The following is a 17,085-nucleotide window of genomic DNA, read 5'->3' on the forward strand; positions in this document are numbered from 1 at the left end:
CGATGCGCGTGCGCCTTGGCTTGCTGCTGGGCTTGTGCGCCTGGGCTCTGGCACTGTCCATGAGCGCGCTGGCCGCATCCTCGCCGGTGCCCACGATCCACCTCGCCGGCGACTCGACCCTGGCCGGGAAACTGCCGGAGAAGCGTCCGGAAACCGGTTGGGGCGAGCCACTGGCCGCGCGCTTCCGCGCGGGCAGCGTGCGCGTGGTCAATCATGCGAAGAACGGCCGCAGCACACGCACCTTCATCGAAGAGGGCCGTTGGCAGGCGCTGCTGGACGGCCTGCGTGCGGGCGATTGGGTGCTGATCCAGTTCGGCCACAACGACGAGTCGGTCGACAAGCCCGACCGCTACACGCCCTTGCCCGACTACGAGCGCAACCTCGCGCGCTTCGTCGCCGAGGTCCGCGCGCGCGGCGCCACCCCGATCCTGCTTACGCCGGTGGCGCGCCGTCGCTACGACAGCGAAGGCCGCGTGCAGGACAGCCACGGCGAGTACCCGGGCCGGGTGCGCGCGCTGGCCGCGCGCGAGCACGTGGCCCTGATCGATATGGAGCGGCGCAGTCAGGCCGTGCTGCAGGAGGCGGGCGTGGAGGGCTCGCGACGGCTGTTCCTGCAGCTGGCGCCCGGCGCCCATCGCAACTATCCGCAGGGCGTCGAGGACAACACCCACTTCTCGCCGCTGGGCGCGCGCCGCATCGCGATCGAGTTCGCCGCCGCGCTGCGCGCAACCGACCTGGCGCTGGCTTCGCGCTTACGCAAGGACGACGACGCGGCGCCGTAAGCGGCGCGCCTCACTTCAAGGGCGCGCGCCGCGGCAGCGGTTTGAGCGGCTCCATCGTCGCCAGGTCCCAGTCTTCGGGCACGAAGGCCTGATGCGTCGGCGCGTGCCGCGGATAGCCGCCGACCTGACTTTCGCTGTCGATGATCTTGCCGCGCCCTTCGATGGTGTCGGCCAGGATGCGCCGGTCGATGTCGTCGCGGTCCCAGGGCCGCGCGCCCGCCTGCGCGATCACCGCGTCCTGCACCTGCGCCGACGGCAGCAGGCGCACGCCGAACGGCAGCGGCGGCGCCTGGGCGGGCTGGATCACGCGCAGCGGCGTGGTGGTGTAGCGCCCCTGCTGGGGCAAGGGACGGCCGAGGCGGTCGACGGCGAGGTTGTCCTCAGCGTAGTACTCGACATCGCCGGAGCCGCCGACCATGAAGAACGCGAGCTCCTCGGTCGAAGGGCCGGCGCGCATCACGTTGCCGCGCGCGACCATCTGCCCGGTCGAATAGGGGTGGCCCAGCCATTCCTCGGCGATCAGGTTGTAGTGCAGCGCGCGCTGGCCGGGGTTGTAGATCAGGTTGTTGATGACCTGGCCGCGCGCGCCGCCCTTGAACAGCGGATTGCGCTCGTAGTTGTGCGCGTAGAGGTTGCCGACGATCAGCACCTCGTTGACGTGATCGTGGATCAGCGAGCCCTTGGAGTGCTCGCCCTTGACGTGAGTAGCGTTGGACAAGCCCTCGGCGAGCAGGTTGTTGCTGAAGGTGATGCGGCGCGAGGCGTTCTCCATCCAGTCTTTCTCGCTTTCGCCGTGAAAGCGGGTGCTGGAGGCGGACAGATTCTCGTCGGTGGCCCAGGTCAGCGAGCAATGGTCGACGATCACGTCGCGCGCACCGCGCACGGTGGTGATGGCGTCGAAATCCGGACCGGCCATCTTGGCCGCGCCGGCTTCGCCCGGGCGCACCCGGATATGCCGCACGACCACGTCGTGGGTAGCGATGATCAAACCGCCGCGGATGAAGGTGACGCCCGGTTGCGGCGCGGTCTGTCCGGCGACGGTGAGATAGGGTTCGGCGATGCGTAGTTCCTGGCGCTGCAGGTCGATCACACCGCCGACCTCGAACACCACGATGCGCGGCCCGCTCGCGGCCACCGCTTCGGCGAAGGAGCCCGGCCCGTTCGCGGCCAGGGTGGTGACCCGGATGATGCGGCCGCCACGGCCGCCGGGCGTGTGCGCGGCCCAGCCCTGCGCGCCCGGGAAGGCGAGTGCGCCGCCATCGGCGGCCGGCTTTTCGGCGGCCGGTACGCCGGCGCAGGCCAGGCCGAGCAGGCCGACGGCCAGCCAGCGCAGCCCGCGTCCCCCCACGTTCCGCGCCGTCTTCGCCGCGCCGTCCCACCCTGCCCGCTGGATCATCGATCAGTCCCCTTCCGCTGCATGGAGTCTAGCTTGGATTGTCAATGACACCGGTTTCCTATACAACAGTTCCGGACAGGAAACGCCGCAGGGGACCCGATCCGGCATGCAGACACCGACCATCGACGACGGCAGCGCAGGCGCCGCGATCGCCCACCGGCTGGTCGCGGCACGCCGCGGCGCGCGCGCGCTGCCCGACTACCCCGGTCCGCTGCCGGCCACGCTGGATCAGGGCTACGCGATCCAGGACCGAGCCATCGGCCAGTGGCCGCAGCCGATCGCGGGCTGGAAGGTCGGGCGCATCCCGCCGGCCTGGGAAACCCGGCTGGGCGAGGAGCGCCTGGTCGGCCCGATCTTCGCCAACGCGGTTCAGACCGCCACCGGTGGACAAACGGCGCGCTTCGAGGTGATCGAGGGCGGCTTCGCCGCGGTCGAGGCCGAGTTCGTGTTCCGGCTCGGCCGCGACGCGCCCGCAGGCCGCACCGAGTTCGACCACGAGCAGGCCGCGGATCTGGTCGAGGCCCTGCTGATCGGGATCGAGCTGGCCGGCAGTCCGCTGCCCGACATCAACACCCTGGGCCCGCCTATCGTGGTCTCGGACTTCGGCAACAACGCAGGCCTGGTCGTCGGCCCGGAGATTCCGGATTGGCGCGCACTGGCCGACGCCGACCTGCGCTGCGAAACCTTTATCGACGACACCTCGGTCGGACGCGGCGGCGCGGGTTCGATCGCCGGCGGCCTGCTCGCCGCGCTGGCGTTCGCCTTGTCGCGTTGCGCGCGCCGCGGCTATCCGCTCAAGGCCGGCATGCTGGTCACCACCGGCGCGGCCACCGGCATCCACGACATCCTGGCCGGACAACGCGCGATGATCTCGTTCGGGCGCTGGGGCCAGTTGCACTGCGAGGCGGTGCGCGCAAGCGGGGAGCCGGCATGACCACTCGTCGCCAAGTCTTGGGCGGCCTCGGCGCAGCCTGCGCGCTGGCCGCGACCTCGGCCGGATTGCGCGCGGGCGACGGCAGCCGCTTGCTCACCGCTACCGACGTGCACGTCAAGGACTACCCGACCGTGGCCGCGGTGCAGTGGATCGGGCGCGAGCTCGAGCGCGCCACCGACGGCCGCCTGCGCCTGCGTCTGTACCACTCCGGCCAGCTCGGTCGCGAGTCCGAGGCGATCGACATGGCGCGCTTCGGCGCGATCGACATCACCCGCGTCTACAGCGGCGCGCTCAACAACGCCTTCCCGCTGACCCAGGCGCTGTCGCTGCCCTATGTGTTCGACTCGGTCGCGCACCTGCGCCGCGCGCTGGACGGCGAAGTCGGCGCGGCCGTGCTGCGCGACTTCGACCGCCGCGAGCTGGTCGGCCTGGCGATCTACGACTGCGGCGCGCGCTGCTTCTACAACGTGCGCCGCCCGATCCGCACCCCGGCCGACATGCACGGCCTGAAGTTCCGCGTGCCGGCCTCGGACATCTTCATGCGCATGATCCGCCTGCTCGGCGGCAATCCGACCCCGCTGGCCTACGGCGAAGTGTTCTCGGCGCTGCAGACGCATCTGATCGACGGCGCCGAAAACAATCTGCGCAGCTACCACTCCAGCCGCCAGTTCGAGGCCGCGCGCTACTGGTCGCAGACCCAGCATTCCTACGCGCCGGACGTGCTGCTGATGTCGCGACGCAGTTTCGATTCGCTGCGCGCCGACGACCGCGCCCTGCTGCTGGACATCGCGCGCCGCTCGGTGGCGGTGATGCGCAGCTTGTGGGACGAATCCGAAGCGGTGGCGCGCGCGGCGGTGGTCGCCGGCGGCGTGCGCATCAACGACTGCGACCTGCCCGCGTTCCGCGCCGCGGTGCAGCCGCTGCTGGACGACTACCACCGCAACCCGGCGATCGAATCCCTGTACCGCCGCATCCGTTCCCTGGCCTGAGGCAGATCCCGTGGCAGACGCTCCCCTCGCCGCGAACGCGGACATCGAACACCAGCAGGACCGGACCGCGCCGCGCGGCGCGCTGGATCGGCTGGCCGGCATCGCGGTCGCCATCGCCGGCGCCGCTCTGGTCGGCATGGTCGCGGTGCAGGCCCTGCAGGTGTTCGCGCGCTACGTGCTCAACGATTCGCCGGGCTGGACCGAGCCGGTCGCGCTGCTGCTGCTGAACACCGCCATGAGTTTCGGCGCCGCCGCCGGCGTGCACCGCGGCTCGCACTTCGGCTTCTTCATCCTGGTCCACCGCTCGCGCCCGGCCGTGCGGCGCTGGCTGCTCGCGTTCTCCAACCTGGTGATCGCCAGCATCGGCGCGGTACTGGCGGTGTGGGGCGGGGAACTGCTGCTGGACGGACTGGACATCCCCATGGCCGGCGCACCGCTGCCGCAGAGCGCGGTGTACGCGCCGATGGCGCTGGGCGGCGCGCTGATGGCGGTGTTCGCGTTGCAACGCATGGTCGCGGCCCTGACCGCGCCGCTCACCGACCCCCACCGGAGCGCCTGATGGAAGTCGCGATACTTTTCGGCGTGTTCGCCGTGCTGCTGATCGTCGGCGTGCCGGTGGCCTACGCCCTGTCCTCGGCCGCATTGGCGACCCTGATCTGCATCGGCCTGCCGCCGATCGTGGTAGTGCAGCAGACCGCGGCCGGCGCCGGCTCGGCATCGCTGATCGCGATTCCGCTTTTCATCTTCGCCGGCGAAATCATGCTGCGCGGCGGCATCTCCGAACGCCTGATCGGCTTGGCGTCGGCCCTGGTCGGGCATCTGCGCGGCGGCCTGGGCCAGGTCAGCGTGCTGTCCTCGCTGTTCTTCGGCGGCGTGTCCGGCTCGGCCATCGCCGACGTCTCGGCGATCGGCGGCGCGATGATCCCGCAGATGGTCAAGCGCGGCTTCGACCGCGACTTCGCCGTCAACGTGACCATGACCGCATCCATGGTCGCGCTGCTGGTGCCGCCCTCGCATAACCTGATTCTGTACTCGGCCTCGGCCGGCGGCAGCATCTCCATCGCCGACCTGTTCGCCGCCGGCATCGTTCCGGCGCTGCTGATGACGGTCACCCTGATGGCGACCTGCTGGGTGATCGCGCGCCGGCGCGGCTACGCGGTCGAGCCCTTCCCCGGCTTCGGCATCGTGCTGCGCCGTTTCGTCGCCGCGCTGCCGGGCTTGTTGCTGGTGGCCCTGATCTTCGTCGGCATCCGCGCCGGCATCTTCACCGCGGTCGAAAGCGCGGCCATCGCCGTGGTCTACGCGCTGCTGGTGACCGCGCTGGTCTATCGCAATCTGCGCTGGCGCGATTTCCTGGAGACCGTCACCGGCGCCGCGCGCACCACCGGCATGATCCTGTTCGTGATCGCCTCGGCGGCCTCGTTCGGCTGGCTGCTGGCCTATCTGCAAGTGCCCACCGCCGCGGTCGAGGCCTTGACCTCGCTGACCACCGACAAGAACCTGCTGCTGTTGCTGATGATCCTGATCCTGCTGGTGCTGGGCACCTTCATGGACCTGGCGCCGATGATCATCATCTGCACGCCGATCTTCCTGCCGCTGGCCAAGGCGATCGGCGTCGACCCGGTGCACTTCGGCGTGATCCTGATTCTCAAGGGCGGCATCAGCCTGATCTCGCCGCCGCTGGGCTCGGTGCTGTTCGTGGGCACGGCGATCGGCAAGATCAGCATAGGCGAGACCCTGCGCACGATCTGGCCGTTCTGGCTGGCCGCGCTGGCGGTGCTGCTGGTGGTGACCTTCGTGCCGCAGCTGTCGCTGTGGCTGCCGGCGCTGTTGAAGTAGGCACGCGATGTCCACCGGGGACATCGCCGGCGCAGGCGGCTAGAATCGGCTCAGCCCCGGTGTCCGCACCGGCTCGTTTCCCCGTCGCCGAGCCGCCATGAATCCTGCCCCCCCGCGCGGCTCGCGCCGCGGACCGCGCAGCGCCCGTTCCGCCGATGCGGCCGCAGGCGAGGCCGCGTCGCCGCGGATGCCGGCACCGGGCAAGGCCACCATCAACGACATCGCGCGCCTGGCGGCGGTGTCGAAGAAGACGGTGTCGCGGGTGATCAACAACTCGCCGCTGGTGCGCCCGGACACGCGCGAGAAGATTCAGTCGCTGATGAAACAGCTGGGCTACGCGCCCGATCCGCAGGCGCGCGGGCTGGCGTTTCGGCGCTCGTTCCTGATCGGGCTGGTCTACGACAACCCGACCGCGCAGTACATCGTCAACATGCAGTACGGCGCGCTCGACGCCCTGCGCGATTCCGGCTACGAGCTGGTCGTGCACCCCTGCGACAGCCATCGCGAAGACTACATCGACGGCATCCGCCGCTTCGCGCTGCAGCAGAAGCTGCACGGCGTGATCCTGATTCCGCGCGTATCCGAGGACGACCAGCTGGCCGCGGCCCTGCGCGAAATCGACGTGCGCTACGTGCGCATCGCCTCGATCCCGCTGGACGAGCCGGCCAACATGCTGCACACCCAGGACCGCCTGGCCGGCGTCGAAGCCGCCAACTACCTGCAGTCGCTGGGCCATCGGCAGCTCGGCCTGATCACCGGCCCGCGCCGCTACCGCTCCTCGATCGAACGCGGCGGCGGCTTCCGCCACGGCCTGTCCCAGCGCGGCATCGAGCTGGCCGAGGACTACGTGTTCGAGGGCGGCTACACCTTCGAGTCCGGCGTCGCCGGCGCCGAGTACTTGCTGGCGAAGTCGCCGCGCCCGACCGCCATCTTCGCCTGCAACGACGAGATGGCCGCTGGCGTGTACAAGGCCGCGATGCGACGCGGCCTGTCGATTCCGGCCGATCTGTCGGTGGTGGGCTACGACGACAGCCCGCTGGCGACCCAACTGTGGCCGGCCCTGAGCACCATCCACTCGCCGATCCGCGACCTCGGCCGCCAGGCCGCGCAGATGCTGTTGGCGCCGGAACCCGAGGACGGCGACGCCCCCGCCGAGCCGGTCTCGGTCACCCCGCACCTGGTGGTGCGCGACTCCAGCCAGCGCCCGCCGGCCTGACCCGCCGCCGGCGGGCGGCCCGAATCCAGCTTCCGAATCGCGTTACGACGCGGCCGCCCGCGCATGCCCGGGGCTTCGTGTACGGCATTTTGACACCGGTTACCAAAACCCCGTTATGATCCCCGGATCAGCCGCCGCGGGCGGCAACGCAGGCATGCGCTTTCCGGAGGCCCGATGTTCCGCAAGACCTACCACGCCACCCATCCCGACATGATGGCCGGGGCCAGCAACGAGCAATTGCGCGACCGCTACCTGATCGGCGAGCTGTTCGCGCCCGGCGAAGTCCGTCTCAACTACTCGCACAACGAGCGCTTCGTGATCGGCGGCGCCGCGCCCGTGGGCGCGCCGGTGGCGCTGCCGGCGCAGGCCGAACCGGCCTCGGCCGCCGGCCAGCCCTTCCTGGCCCGGCGCGAGCTGGGCGTGGTCAACGTCGGCGCGGGCGCCGGTACGGTCACCGTCGACGGCCAGGCGTATGCGCTGCAGCCCAAGGACGGCCTGTACGTGCCGATGGGCAGCGCCCAGGTCGAGTTCGCCTCCGACGACGCCACGCACCCGGCCAAGTTCTACCTGGCCTCCACGCCCGCGCACGCGCGCTACGAGACCGTGCACATCTCGATCGACAAGGCGGTGCCGCTGGAACGCGGCGCGCTGGAGACCTCGAACGAACGCACCATCTACCAGTACATCGTGCCGGCCACCTGCCAGTCCTGCCAGCTGCTGCTGGGCCTGACCGTGCTCAAGACCGGCAGCGTCTGGAACACCATGCCGCCGCATCTGCACGACCGTCGCTCCGAGGTCTATTTCTATTTCGATCTCGGCGACCAGAGCGTGATGCACTTCATGGGCGAACCGGCCGACATGCGCCACCTGGTGATCCGCAACGACGAGGCCGTGGTGTCGCCGCCGTGGTCGATCCACATGGGCTCGGGCACGCGCAATTACTGCTTCATCTGGGCCATGGGCGGCGAGAACCTGGACTACACCGACATGCACCAGCTCGATCTGTGCCAACTCAAGTGAGGCCGCGCGCATGAACGTTTCGCCGTTCGATCTCAGCGGTCGCGTCGCCCTGGTCACCGGCGGCAATCGCGGCCTCGGCCAAGGGCTGGCCCTGGCGCTGGCCGCGGCCGGCGCCGACATCGTCGCGGTCAGCACCGGCGCGGCCACCGACACCGGCCGCCACGTGCGCGCGCTGGGCCGGCGCTTCCACGCGATCGAAGCCGATCTGTCGACGCTGGCGCCGATCGCGGGCATCGTCGAGGAATCGGTCGCGCAACTCGGTTCGGTCGACATCCTGGTCAACAACGCCGGTCTGATCCGGCGCGCCGACGCGGTCGATTTCAGCGAGGCCGATTGGGATGCGGTGATCGACGTCAATCTCAAGAGCGCGTTCTTCCTGGCCCAGGCGGTGGGCCGGCGCATGATCGCGGCCGGCGGCGGCAAGATCATCAACATCGCCTCGATGCTGTCGTTCCAGGGCGGCATCCGCGTGCCCTCGTATACCGCCAGCAAATCCGGCCTGGCCGGCATCACCCGTCTGCTCGCCAACGAATGGGCCGGCAAGGGCGTCAACGTCAATGCGATCGCGCCCGGCTACATGGCCACCGACAACACCGCCCAGCTGCGCGCCGACGAGGGCCGCAACCGCGAGATCCTGGCGCGGATTCCGGCCGGACGTTGGGGCGATCCCTCCGATCTTGGCGGCGCCGCGGTGTTTCTGGCCAGTCGCGCGGCCGACTACGTGCACGGCGCGATCCTGCCCGTCGATGGCGGCTGGCTCGCGCGCTGAGCGTTAGCGGAGGGTGTCGGCATGAGGAAGCAACGCTGGTCGCAACTCGTTTGCCTGCTCGCGTTCGCCTGGTGCGTCGGCGTTGCGCAGGCGGCATCGCCAGCTTGCGCGCCACGCAGCGGCTCCTATGTCGAACAGGCTCGCGATCTGGCCGTGGAGCAGCCCGGCCCGCATGAAGGCCAGGGCCGCACCACCGCCTATCCCTTCTTCGAGCAGGCCGCGGATTTCGACCTGGTGTTCCGCCAGCGCGCGCTGCATCGCGGCGCCAGCATCGGCGAGCACCGCAACGACAAGGACGAGATCTATTACGTGCTCAGTGGCCGCGGCGAACTGATGCTGGACGAGGCCCGCCGCGAAGTCGGCCCCGGCGACGCCATCCTGACCCGCAAGGGCAGCACGCACGGCTTGAAACAGCTAGGCGAGCAGGATCTGGTGATCGTGGTGGTCTACCGCCGCGTCCAGCCCGCCGGTTGCTGATCGCCCCATGCCGTGAAGTAGCTGGCCCCGCGGCCCTGTAGGAGCGGCACACGCCGCGACCGCGAAGCCGCGGCTACGACGAAACCAACGGCGCACGCCGAATTCCGGGTCGCGGCGTGTGCCGCTCCTACAGGGAGCAGGCGGCCTCCCGCTTTCTGTGGGAGCGGCGTAAGCCGCGATGCGGCCGCGCGCTCGCGGCGTAAGCATCGTCATGGCCGTGCGCTTATCGCGGCTTACGCCGCTCCCACAGCGATAGAGCGCCGGCATCCCAGCCCTGCAAGCCTTGGGACTACGTGTACGAGGTCGCTCCCCACAAACGAAACGGCCGGCGATTCGCATCGCCGGCCGTCGCGTTACTAAGTCGAACGTTGAATCAGAAACGGTAATCGGCGCTGACGTACCAGAAGGTGCCCGGCAGGTCGTAGGTGCCCGCGTCGTAACCGTTGAGCGAGCAGGTCACGCACACCGGCGGGTCCTTGCCGAACACGTTGTTGGCGCCGGCCGACAGCTTCAGGCCTTCCAGCGTGAACGCGTTCTTCCAGCCGAACTGGATGTCGTGATAGGTCACCGAACCCAGGGTGTTGACGTTCTGCGGGTTCAAGCAGCCCGGCTTGGGACCGGCGTAGACCGAGTTGCCGCAATCCTCGTCGACCGAGGCGATGTAGCGCACGTTCCAGCTGGCGTCGAAGTCGCCCTTGTTCCAACCCAACTGCAGGTTGGTCTGCCACTCCGGAATCGCGCTGTCGGCCACTTCCACGCCGACCTTGCGCTGGGAGACGTTGCCGTCGATGTCCACCGCCTTGTAGTCGTTGACGAAGGTCGACTGCAGACCCGCGGTCAGACGGCCCCAGCTCCAATCCGGGCTGGCCCAGTTGACCTTGATGTCGACGCCGTCGGTCTTGACGCTACCCAGGTTGCTGAGGAAGTTGTTGGGCGGGTTGAGGTTGCCGCTGGCCGCGCGCGAGAACGGCGAGCACACCGACGGGGTGGTACCGCCGCTGGCCAAGCACGCGTTGAGCAACGCCTGCAGATCGCGCGCCTGGATCGCGCCGTCGATCTTGTGGTGGTAGTAGTTCAGCTCGAGGTCGAGCTTGCTCGACCACGACAGGCCTTCGGCCCAGCTCGGGCTGTAGACCAGGCCGACGGTGTAGCTGTCGGACTCTTCCGGATCCAGGTTCGGATTACCGCCGGTGAAGGTGGTGATCTGGGTGTTGGCCTGCTCGAAGCCGGGCGGCACGCCCTGCGCGTTACAGCCGGCCACGTACTGCGGGGCCGGGCCGCCGCCGCCGGTCGGACCGCAGGGGTCGACCAGGCTGGCGCCGAACTGGGTCAGGCCGTACAGCTCGCCCAGGTTGGGGGCGCGGAAGCCCTGCGAGTAGGTACCGCGGATCACCAGGTCCTCGATCGGCTGCCAGCGGAAACCGGCCTTGCCGGTGGTGGCGCCACCGAAGGTCGAGTAGTCCGAGTAGCGGATCGCAGCGGTGATGTCCAAGGTCGACAACACCGGGAAGTTGAACTCGGTATAGATTTCGCTGACGTCGTAGTTGGCGTTCACCGGCGCGGCGAACGAGTCCTGCGATTCGCCGGTCTGACGCAGCGGATCGGGGTTGAACTCGCCGCGGTAACGGCGGTGCTCGACGCCGGCCGCAAAGCCGGCGGCGCGATCGCCGATGTCGAACAGATCGCCGGTGATGTTGGCCGAGAACAGGTCCAGCACCTGCTTGCTCGAGTCGATCTGCTTGGTGCGGATCCAGTCGATCATGGCCTGCGTCATCGGACGCGCCTGACCGCCGAACAGGTCCAGCGGCACGCAGCCCGGCACCGCCGCGCACACCGCCGGATCGCCCAGGGCGAGCTTGATCTTGGCGACGTTGTAGCCGTTGCGGAAGGTCTGCTCGGCCTTGTTCTCCGAGTGCACGTAGTTGGCGTCCCAGCCGAAGCCGCGCTCGCCGATATCGAACACGCCGTCCAGGCCGATGTTGAAGTAAGTGGTGTCGACGTCCTGCTCGAAGATGCGCGGGCCGACCTCGATCGGGCGCTTGGTCACCCAACCGAAGTTGGTGGCCGGGTCCAGGGTGATGCCGAACGGGTTGTACGGATTGTTGGCGTGCACGATCACCGTGTCGGCGATGCCGCCGGTGCCGGCGAAGGGACCGACGAAGATCGGTTCCGGCGCGGCCTGGTTGGTCGAGGTGCGGTTGTTGTACAGCGCCTTCACGTGCAACCGGGTGTTTTCGGTCAGGTCGTAGTTGAGGCTGGTGAACAGCGCCTTGCGCTTGCTCGGGGTCAGCAGCAGGTTGAACGGCGCGAAGTTGAAGCGGTCGGCGCCGCTGAAGCCGTGGTAGGTGCCGCCGTTGGGGTTGTTCGGATCGAACACCGGCACGGTGGTGCCGTTATTGAGGGTGATGTCGTACCAGTTGTCGCCCGCCGCGTCGCAACCGCCGACGCCGGTGACCGGACGGCTGGGATCGCAGAAGGTGAAGCGGCCCTGCGGAATGCCCGAGCTGCCCGCGGCCAGACCGCCGCCGGGTACCGGCTCGGACGACTGCTTCCAGCTGCCGGAGCTGATCGCCTTCTGTTCGAAGTAGCTGGCGCCGAACACGGCCGACCAGCGCTCGCCGGCGCCGCCCAGAGTCATGCTGGCTTCGGTGGTGTCGCCGCCGTCGCCCCACTGGCCGAAATAGGCGTGGACTTCGGCGCCGTCCAGCTTGCGACGGGTGATGATGTTGACCACGCCCGCGATGGCGTCGGAGCCGTAGATCGCCGAGGCGCCGTCTTCCAGCACTTCGATGCGCTCGACGATCGCCAGCGGGATGGTGTTGACGTCGGCGCTGCCGCTGACGCCCGATGCGGAGGATTCGTTGACCCAGCGGATGCCGTCGACCAGCACCAGCACGCGCTGCGAACCGAGGTTGCGCAGGTCGACCTGGGCCGAGCCGGCGCCGATGCCGCCGCCGTCCGGCGGATAGCCGAAGTTGCCCGAGGAGTTGAACTTGGCGTTGAGCGCCTTGCCGCCGGCGGTGAGCTGCTGCAGCACTTCGCCGACGGTCTGCACGCCGGTCTTCTCGAGCTTCTGGCGATCGAGCACGAACACCGGCTGGGCGGTGACCGCGTTGGTCTGTTTGATGCGGGTACCCGTGACCGTCACCGTGTCCAAGGTAGTGGCCGAGGGGGCGGGGGCGGCGTCCTGTGCGGCGGCGAGGCCGGGCAGGCTGATCAGCAACGACAACTGGATGGCTTTCGCCAAGGACTGGCGGCGCAACGGCTTCATCTCTCTCTCCCTAAGTTAAGACGTGGCTGTGTTTTGTTTTGGGCGCCGGGCCCCTGTTCCCTGGCGTCACGAGGTTGTAAACAATTCGTGAATCCGCCACAAGCGGCAAAGTACCCTGTGTCGCCGCGAATTGCCGATTTCGCGACGCAGGACACCGCTAGGCCGCCCGTTCAGGCAGTCGATTTAATAAAAATCAATCAGTTACATGTTCAGCTGGCGATCAGACGAGCGCCAGGGCCGCTCCCACGGCCCACCGCCTCGGGCGCGGCCCTGCCTGTTCCGGCGGGCGCCGGCCCCCCGCGCCCACCCACCGCCCGGCCCGCGAATCGCGGCTCAGCCGCCCAGCAGCAGGCTCACCGCCACCACCACCAGGAAGGCCGCGAACACCCGCTTCAGGGTCGCACCACTCAATCGGTGTGCCAATCGTGTGCCGTAGGGCGCGGCCAGCACCGAGGCGATCGCCACGCCGATCGCGGCCGGCAGGTAGACGTAGCCGATCGCGTGGTGCGGCAGGGCCCCGGGCGGGGCGTGCAGGGCGTAGCCCACCGCCGAGGCCAGGCCGATCGCGACCCCGCAGGCCGAGGAGGTGCCGACCGCGCGCACCGGCGCGATCCCGCGCCAGACCAGCAGGGGCACGGTCATGCTGCCGCCACCGATCCCGACCACCGCCGAAACCGCGCCGATGCCGACCCCGGCCGCGCTCATGGCCACCCCGCGCGGCGGCGGCTCGTGGTCGGCCACGGCCGCGCGGTTCTTGCCGAACAGCAGCTGCGCGGCGGCGATCAGGCAGTAGCCGGCGACGATGTAGCGCAGCAGATCGTCGTCGATGCGCACCGCGACCATGCTGCCGAACCAGCCGCCGATCAGCAGGCCCGGCACCATCCAGGCCACGGTCGGCCAAAGCACGCTGCCGCGCTTGGCATGCGCGCGCGCCGACGCTGCCGCGGTCAATACGATGCTGGCCAGCGAACTGGCCAGCGCGGTGTGCATCGCCGCTTCCTGCGGCACGCCGACCCAGGGCGCCAGCCACGACAGCGCCGCGACCAGCACCAGACCGCCGCCGACGCCGAGCAATCCGGCGAGCACGCCGGCGACCGCTCCGAGTAGCAGAAATACCAGCCAAGCGATCGTCACGGCGTCTCCTTGCGTTGCTTGAGTAGGATGCGGCAGCCGCCGGCGAACCGCATCGTCGCGAGGCGAGCGATGCGCGTCGCGATTCGCGTTGCGCTCGTCACATCCTACGACGCGCGCCTGCCCGACGGGTCGCCTTCACGCCGGAGATTCATCGTCGCTGGGCTATAGTCCGGCTCATGCTCCCACGCCCTCTCCCCCTGTTGTTCGCCGCGCTCGCGGCCACCCTCGCCACCGCCGCCTGCGCGCAGACCACGGCCGCGCCGCCGGCCGTCGCCAGCGTGCCCGCGCCCATCGCCGATCCGCTGCTGCCGCGCGTGCGCACCGCGCTCGAAGCCGCCGAAAACGGCAGCTTCGATGCCGCCCAATACGCCGATCTCGCCCGCCATCCGCTGTACGGCTGGATCGAGTACGCCGGCCTGCGCCGCAATATCGATTCGCTGTCCAACGCGCAGGCGCAAAACTTCCTCGCCCGCTACGGCGACCAGGCCGCCGGCGGCGCCTTCCGCGAGATCTGGCTGGCCGCCAGCGCACGCCGCGAGGACTGGCCGGCCTTCCTTGCGGCCTGGAAGCCCGAACTGGTCAAGAACACCGCGCTGCGCTGCGCCGAACTCAGCGCGCGCCAGGCCCTGCGCCGCGCCGACGCGCAATGGACGCGCGACGCGCAGGCGGTATGGAGCGCCAGCGGCAAGGCCCTGCCCAACGAATGCGACGCGCCGATGGCGCTGCTCGCGGCCCAGGGCGGGCTCGACGATACCCTGCGCTGGCAGCGCATCGACGCCGCCGCCGCGGAAGGGCTGACGGCGGTGATGCGCAGCGCCGCGCGCGGCCTGCCCGCCGATCAACAGGCCCAGGCCAACGATTACGCCGCCTTCATCGATGGCGTCAACGAGCGCGCGCTGAGCTGGCCCAAGACCGAACGCAGCCGACGCATGGCCTCCTACGGCCTGGCGCGCCTGGGCAAGTCGGCACCGGCCGCGGCCGAAGCGCAACTGCCCAAGTACGCCAGCGCGCTGGGCTTCAGCGACGAAGACCGCGGCCGCGTGCTGTACCAGACCGCGCTGTGGACGGTGGCCTCGTACGGGCCCGAGTCCGCCCAGCGCCTCAATGCCGTGCCTGCCGTGTCCTACGACGAACGCCTGCACGAGTGGCGCGCGCGCGAGGCGATGGCGCGCTCGGATTGGGCCGGCGCGCTGGCCGCGATCCGCAAGATGGGCGCCAAGCAGCGCGGCGACTCGCGTTGGCAGTATTTCGAGGCGCGCCTGACCGAACGCGCCGGCGACAAGGCCGGCGCCGACCGCCTGTACCGCGAGGCCGCGCGCAAGCCCGAGTTCCACGGCTTCCTCGCCGCCGACCGCATCGGCCAGCCCTACGCGCTGTGCCCGCTGATCCCCAACGACAGCGCCGCCGCCAAGGCGACGATCGCGCGCGATCCGGCGGTGCTGCGCGCGATGGGCTTGTACAAGATCGAGCGCAAATCCTGGGCGGTGCGCGAGTGGGACGATGCGCTGTCGCGTTTCGACAACGACCAGCGCCGCATCGCGGTCGAAGTCGCGCAGAGCCACGGCTGGTTCGACCGCGCGGTGTTCTCGCTGGGCAAGGGCAATCCCGAAGAGCTGCGCCTGTACAACCTGCGCTTCCCGCTGCACCACGACGCCACGATCCGGCGCGAGTCGGCCAAGAACAACCTCGACCCGGCCTGGGTCGCGGCCGAGATCCGCGCCGAGAGCGTGTTCGATCCCAACGCCCGCTCCGGCGCCAACGCCATGGGCCTGATGCAGGTGGTGCCGGCCACCGGCGCCAACGTGTCCAAGCGCCTGGGCCTGCCCTGGGGCGGCGCGGCCACGCTGTACGACTCCGACACCAACATCATCCTCGGCACCGCCTACCTGCGCGAGCTGCTGGACAAGTACGGCGGCCAGCCCTACTTCGCCATGGCCGGCTACAACGCCGGCCCGGCGCCGCTGGCGCGCTGGCAGTCGCAGCGCCCGGGCATGGACGCGGACTTCTGGATCGAGACCATCAGCTACAAGGAAACGCGCGAGTACGTGGCGCGCGTGCTGGCCTTCAGCGTGATCTACGACTGGCGCCTCAACGGCGACGCGATGAACATGACCGACCGCATGCGCGGCCGCATCGACGCGCCGCGCAAGCGTTTCGTGTGTCCGCTGGCCGCCGCGCCGGCGGCCAAGTCGCCGTGAACACCGCGGCGCGGCGCCACGTCGTCGTGCTCGGCGGCACCGGCTTCGTCGGCCGGCGCCTGGTCGCGCGCCTGTTGCGCGACGGCCATCGCCTGACCGTGCTCAGCCGCGGCGGCGATCCGGCCAAGCGCGCGCTGCTGCCGCGCGACTCCAGCCTGATCGAGGGCGACGTGCACGACGCGGGTTTCCTGCGCGCGGTGCTCGACGACGCCGACGCGGTGGTCAACCTGATCGGCATCCTCAACGAACGCGGCGACGACGGCAGCGGCTTCGAACGCGTGTACGTGGGCCAGCTCGAGTCCCTGATCGAAGCCATGCGCGAGATGGGCGTGCGCCGCCTGCTGCAGATGAGCGCGCTCGGTGCCGGCAGCGGCGACAGCCATTACCTGCAGGCGCGCGGCCGTGCCGAGCAGCGCGTGCGCGCGTCCGGCCTGGACTGGACCCTGTTCCGGCCCTCGGTCATCGCCGGCCCCGGCGACGGCCTGTTCTGCCGCTTCGACCAGTTGCTGCGTTTCGCGCCGGCGCTGCCGATCGGCCGCGCCGAGGCGCGCTTCCAACCGGTCTGGGTGGGCGACGTGGTCCAGGCCTATGCACGCGCGCTCGCCGACGGCGGCAGCATCGGCCACAGCTACGACCTGGTCGGCCCCGACGTCTACACCCTGGCCGAGCTGGTGCGCCTGACCGCCCGCGCGCGCGGCCGCCTGCGCGCGGTGATCCCGTTGCCGCAGGCCTTGGGCCGCCTGCAGGCCGGCATCGGCGAACACCTGCCGGGCAAGCCGATCAGCCGCGACAACTGGCGTTCGCTGCAGACCGACTCGGTCAGCGCCGACAACGGCCTGCCCAAGCTCGGCATCGCCGCGACGCCGGTGGCACCGCGTCTGCGCGAGATCCTCGGCTTGGAGCCGGCGGCCGACTGAGGCCGCGCTGCGCAGCGAACAGCCGGACTGCAGGACGCGGTGGCAATCGCATCGACGCGGTAGCCGTAGCGACGTTCGATGCGGTGCGCCTGCGGCTTACCGCATCCCACGGCCTGAAGTGCGGCCCGCAGCGAATGTCCGGG

The 17,085-nt window shown here is 69.9% G+C and carries 14 protein-coding genes; 11 read left to right on the plus strand and 3 right to left on the minus strand.

From position 1 onward, the window contains the following. Window positions 1-2: 2 nt before the first annotated feature. The gene (locus ASE43_RS15500; protein WP_082607314.1) at window positions 3-782 is read left to right on the plus strand and encodes a rhamnogalacturonan acetylesterase; all 780 of its coding nucleotides are present in this window, start codon (window positions 3-5) and stop codon (window positions 780-782) included. Between the two features lie 10 nt (window positions 783-792). Here the strand turns inward: ASE43_RS15500 and ASE43_RS15505 are convergent, their stop codons facing one another. After that, entirely contained in the window at window positions 793-2,130 is a 1,338-nt protein-coding gene (locus ASE43_RS15505) for a pectate lyase (protein WP_157499980.1), read from the minus strand. Window positions 2,131-2,284: 154 nt separating this feature from the next. On the opposite strand from ASE43_RS15505, the gene ASE43_RS15510 reads away from it, so the two are divergent. From ASE43_RS15510 to ASE43_RS15545, 8 genes are all read left to right on the plus strand, one after another. Then, a complete protein-coding gene (locus ASE43_RS15510; RefSeq protein ID WP_057161083.1) occupies window positions 2,285-3,112 on the plus strand; it encodes a fumarylacetoacetate hydrolase family protein in 828 nt (275 codons plus the stop codon). Further along, window positions 3,109-4,101, plus strand: a complete 993-nt coding sequence (locus ASE43_RS15515) for a TRAP transporter substrate-binding protein (protein WP_057161084.1) — start codon at window positions 3,109-3,111, stop codon at window positions 4,099-4,101. The genes ASE43_RS15510 and ASE43_RS15515 overlap by 4 nt, the downstream gene beginning before the upstream one ends. A gap of 43 nt (window positions 4,102-4,144) precedes the next feature. Continuing rightward, window positions 4,145-4,660 carry a TRAP transporter small permease gene (locus ASE43_RS15520; RefSeq protein WP_056181322.1) on the plus strand — a complete coding sequence of 172 codons (516 nt, stop codon included), beginning with the start codon at window positions 4,145-4,147 and terminating at the stop codon, window positions 4,658-4,660. Continuing rightward, the gene (locus tag ASE43_RS15525) at window positions 4,660-5,940 is read left to right on the plus strand and encodes a TRAP transporter large permease (RefSeq protein WP_056181083.1); all 1,281 of its coding nucleotides are present in this window, start codon (window positions 4,660-4,662) and stop codon (window positions 5,938-5,940) included. Before ASE43_RS15520 ends, ASE43_RS15525 begins: the two co-directional genes overlap by 1 nt. 187 nt (window positions 5,941-6,127) lie before the next feature. Beyond that, window positions 6,128-7,156, plus strand: coding sequence for a LacI family DNA-binding transcriptional regulator (locus tag ASE43_RS15530; RefSeq protein WP_057161157.1), 1,029 nt, complete (start codon window positions 6,128-6,130; stop codon window positions 7,154-7,156). A 174-nt stretch (window positions 7,157-7,330) separates the two neighbouring features. Continuing rightward, a complete protein-coding gene (gene kduI, locus ASE43_RS15535; protein WP_057161085.1) occupies window positions 7,331-8,176 on the plus strand; it encodes a 5-dehydro-4-deoxy-D-glucuronate isomerase in 846 nt (281 codons plus the stop codon). A 10-nt stretch (window positions 8,177-8,186) separates the two neighbouring features. Further along, entirely contained in the window at window positions 8,187-8,945 is a 759-nt protein-coding gene (gene kduD, locus ASE43_RS15540) for a 2-dehydro-3-deoxy-D-gluconate 5-dehydrogenase KduD (protein WP_057161086.1), read from the plus strand. Between the two features lie 21 nt (window positions 8,946-8,966). After that, on the plus strand, window positions 8,967-9,422 hold the full coding sequence (locus ASE43_RS15545; RefSeq protein WP_082607315.1) for a cupin domain-containing protein: 456 nt from the start codon (window positions 8,967-8,969) through the stop codon (window positions 9,420-9,422). A gap of 373 nt (window positions 9,423-9,795) precedes the next feature. On the opposite strand, the gene ASE43_RS15550 is transcribed toward ASE43_RS15545, so the two are convergent. Both ASE43_RS15550 and ASE43_RS15555 read right to left on the minus strand, forming a co-directional pair. After that, the gene (locus ASE43_RS15550; RefSeq protein WP_056181093.1) at window positions 9,796-12,693 is read right to left on the minus strand and encodes a TonB-dependent receptor; all 2,898 of its coding nucleotides are present in this window, start codon (window positions 12,691-12,693) and stop codon (window positions 9,796-9,798) included. 333 nt (window positions 12,694-13,026) lie between these two features. Continuing rightward, complete coding sequence (locus ASE43_RS15555) at window positions 13,027-13,827, minus strand: sulfite exporter TauE/SafE family protein (RefSeq protein ID WP_235567251.1); 801 nt, start codon at window positions 13,825-13,827, stop codon at window positions 13,027-13,029. A gap of 176 nt (window positions 13,828-14,003) precedes the next feature. On the opposite strand from ASE43_RS15555, the gene ASE43_RS15560 reads away from it, so the two are divergent. Then, a complete protein-coding gene (locus ASE43_RS15560; RefSeq protein WP_082607316.1) occupies window positions 14,004-16,025 on the plus strand; it encodes a lytic transglycosylase domain-containing protein in 2,022 nt (673 codons plus the stop codon). Beyond that, entirely contained in the window at window positions 16,022-16,942 is a 921-nt protein-coding gene (locus tag ASE43_RS22170) for a complex I NDUFA9 subunit family protein (protein WP_056181331.1), read from the plus strand. The genes ASE43_RS15560 and ASE43_RS22170 overlap by 4 nt, the downstream gene beginning before the upstream one ends. Window positions 16,943-17,085 lie beyond the last annotated feature (143 nt).

It is taken from the genome of Lysobacter sp. Root983 (assembly GCF_001429345.1).
Taxonomy (GTDB): Bacteria; Pseudomonadota; Gammaproteobacteria; order Xanthomonadales; family Xanthomonadaceae; genus Lysobacter.

Coding starts and splice junctions, on each gene's coding strand:
- ASE43_RS15500 (WP_082607314.1), top strand. CDS start 3: ATGCGCGTGCGCCTTGGCTTGCTGCTGGGCTTGTGCGCCTGGGCTCTG.
- ASE43_RS15525 (WP_056181083.1), top strand. CDS start 4,660: ATGGAAGTCGCGATACTTTTCGGCGTGTTCGCCGTGCTGCTGATCGTC.
- ASE43_RS15550 (WP_056181093.1), bottom strand. CDS start 12,693: ATGAAGCCGTTGCGCCGCCAGTCCTTGGCGAAAGCCATCCAGTTGTCG.
- ASE43_RS15530 (WP_057161157.1), top strand. CDS start 6,128: ATGCCGGCACCGGGCAAGGCCACCATCAACGACATCGCGCGCCTGGCG.
- kduD (WP_057161086.1), top strand. CDS start 8,187: ATGAACGTTTCGCCGTTCGATCTCAGCGGTCGCGTCGCCCTGGTCACC.
- ASE43_RS15515 (WP_057161084.1), top strand. CDS start 3,109: ATGACCACTCGTCGCCAAGTCTTGGGCGGCCTCGGCGCAGCCTGCGCG.
- ASE43_RS15510 (WP_057161083.1), top strand. CDS start 2,285: ATGCAGACACCGACCATCGACGACGGCAGCGCAGGCGCCGCGATCGCC.
- kduI (WP_057161085.1), top strand. CDS start 7,331: ATGTTCCGCAAGACCTACCACGCCACCCATCCCGACATGATGGCCGGG.
- ASE43_RS15545 (WP_082607315.1), top strand. CDS start 8,967: ATGAGGAAGCAACGCTGGTCGCAACTCGTTTGCCTGCTCGCGTTCGCC.
- ASE43_RS15560 (WP_082607316.1), top strand. CDS start 14,004: ATGCTCCCACGCCCTCTCCCCCTGTTGTTCGCCGCGCTCGCGGCCACC.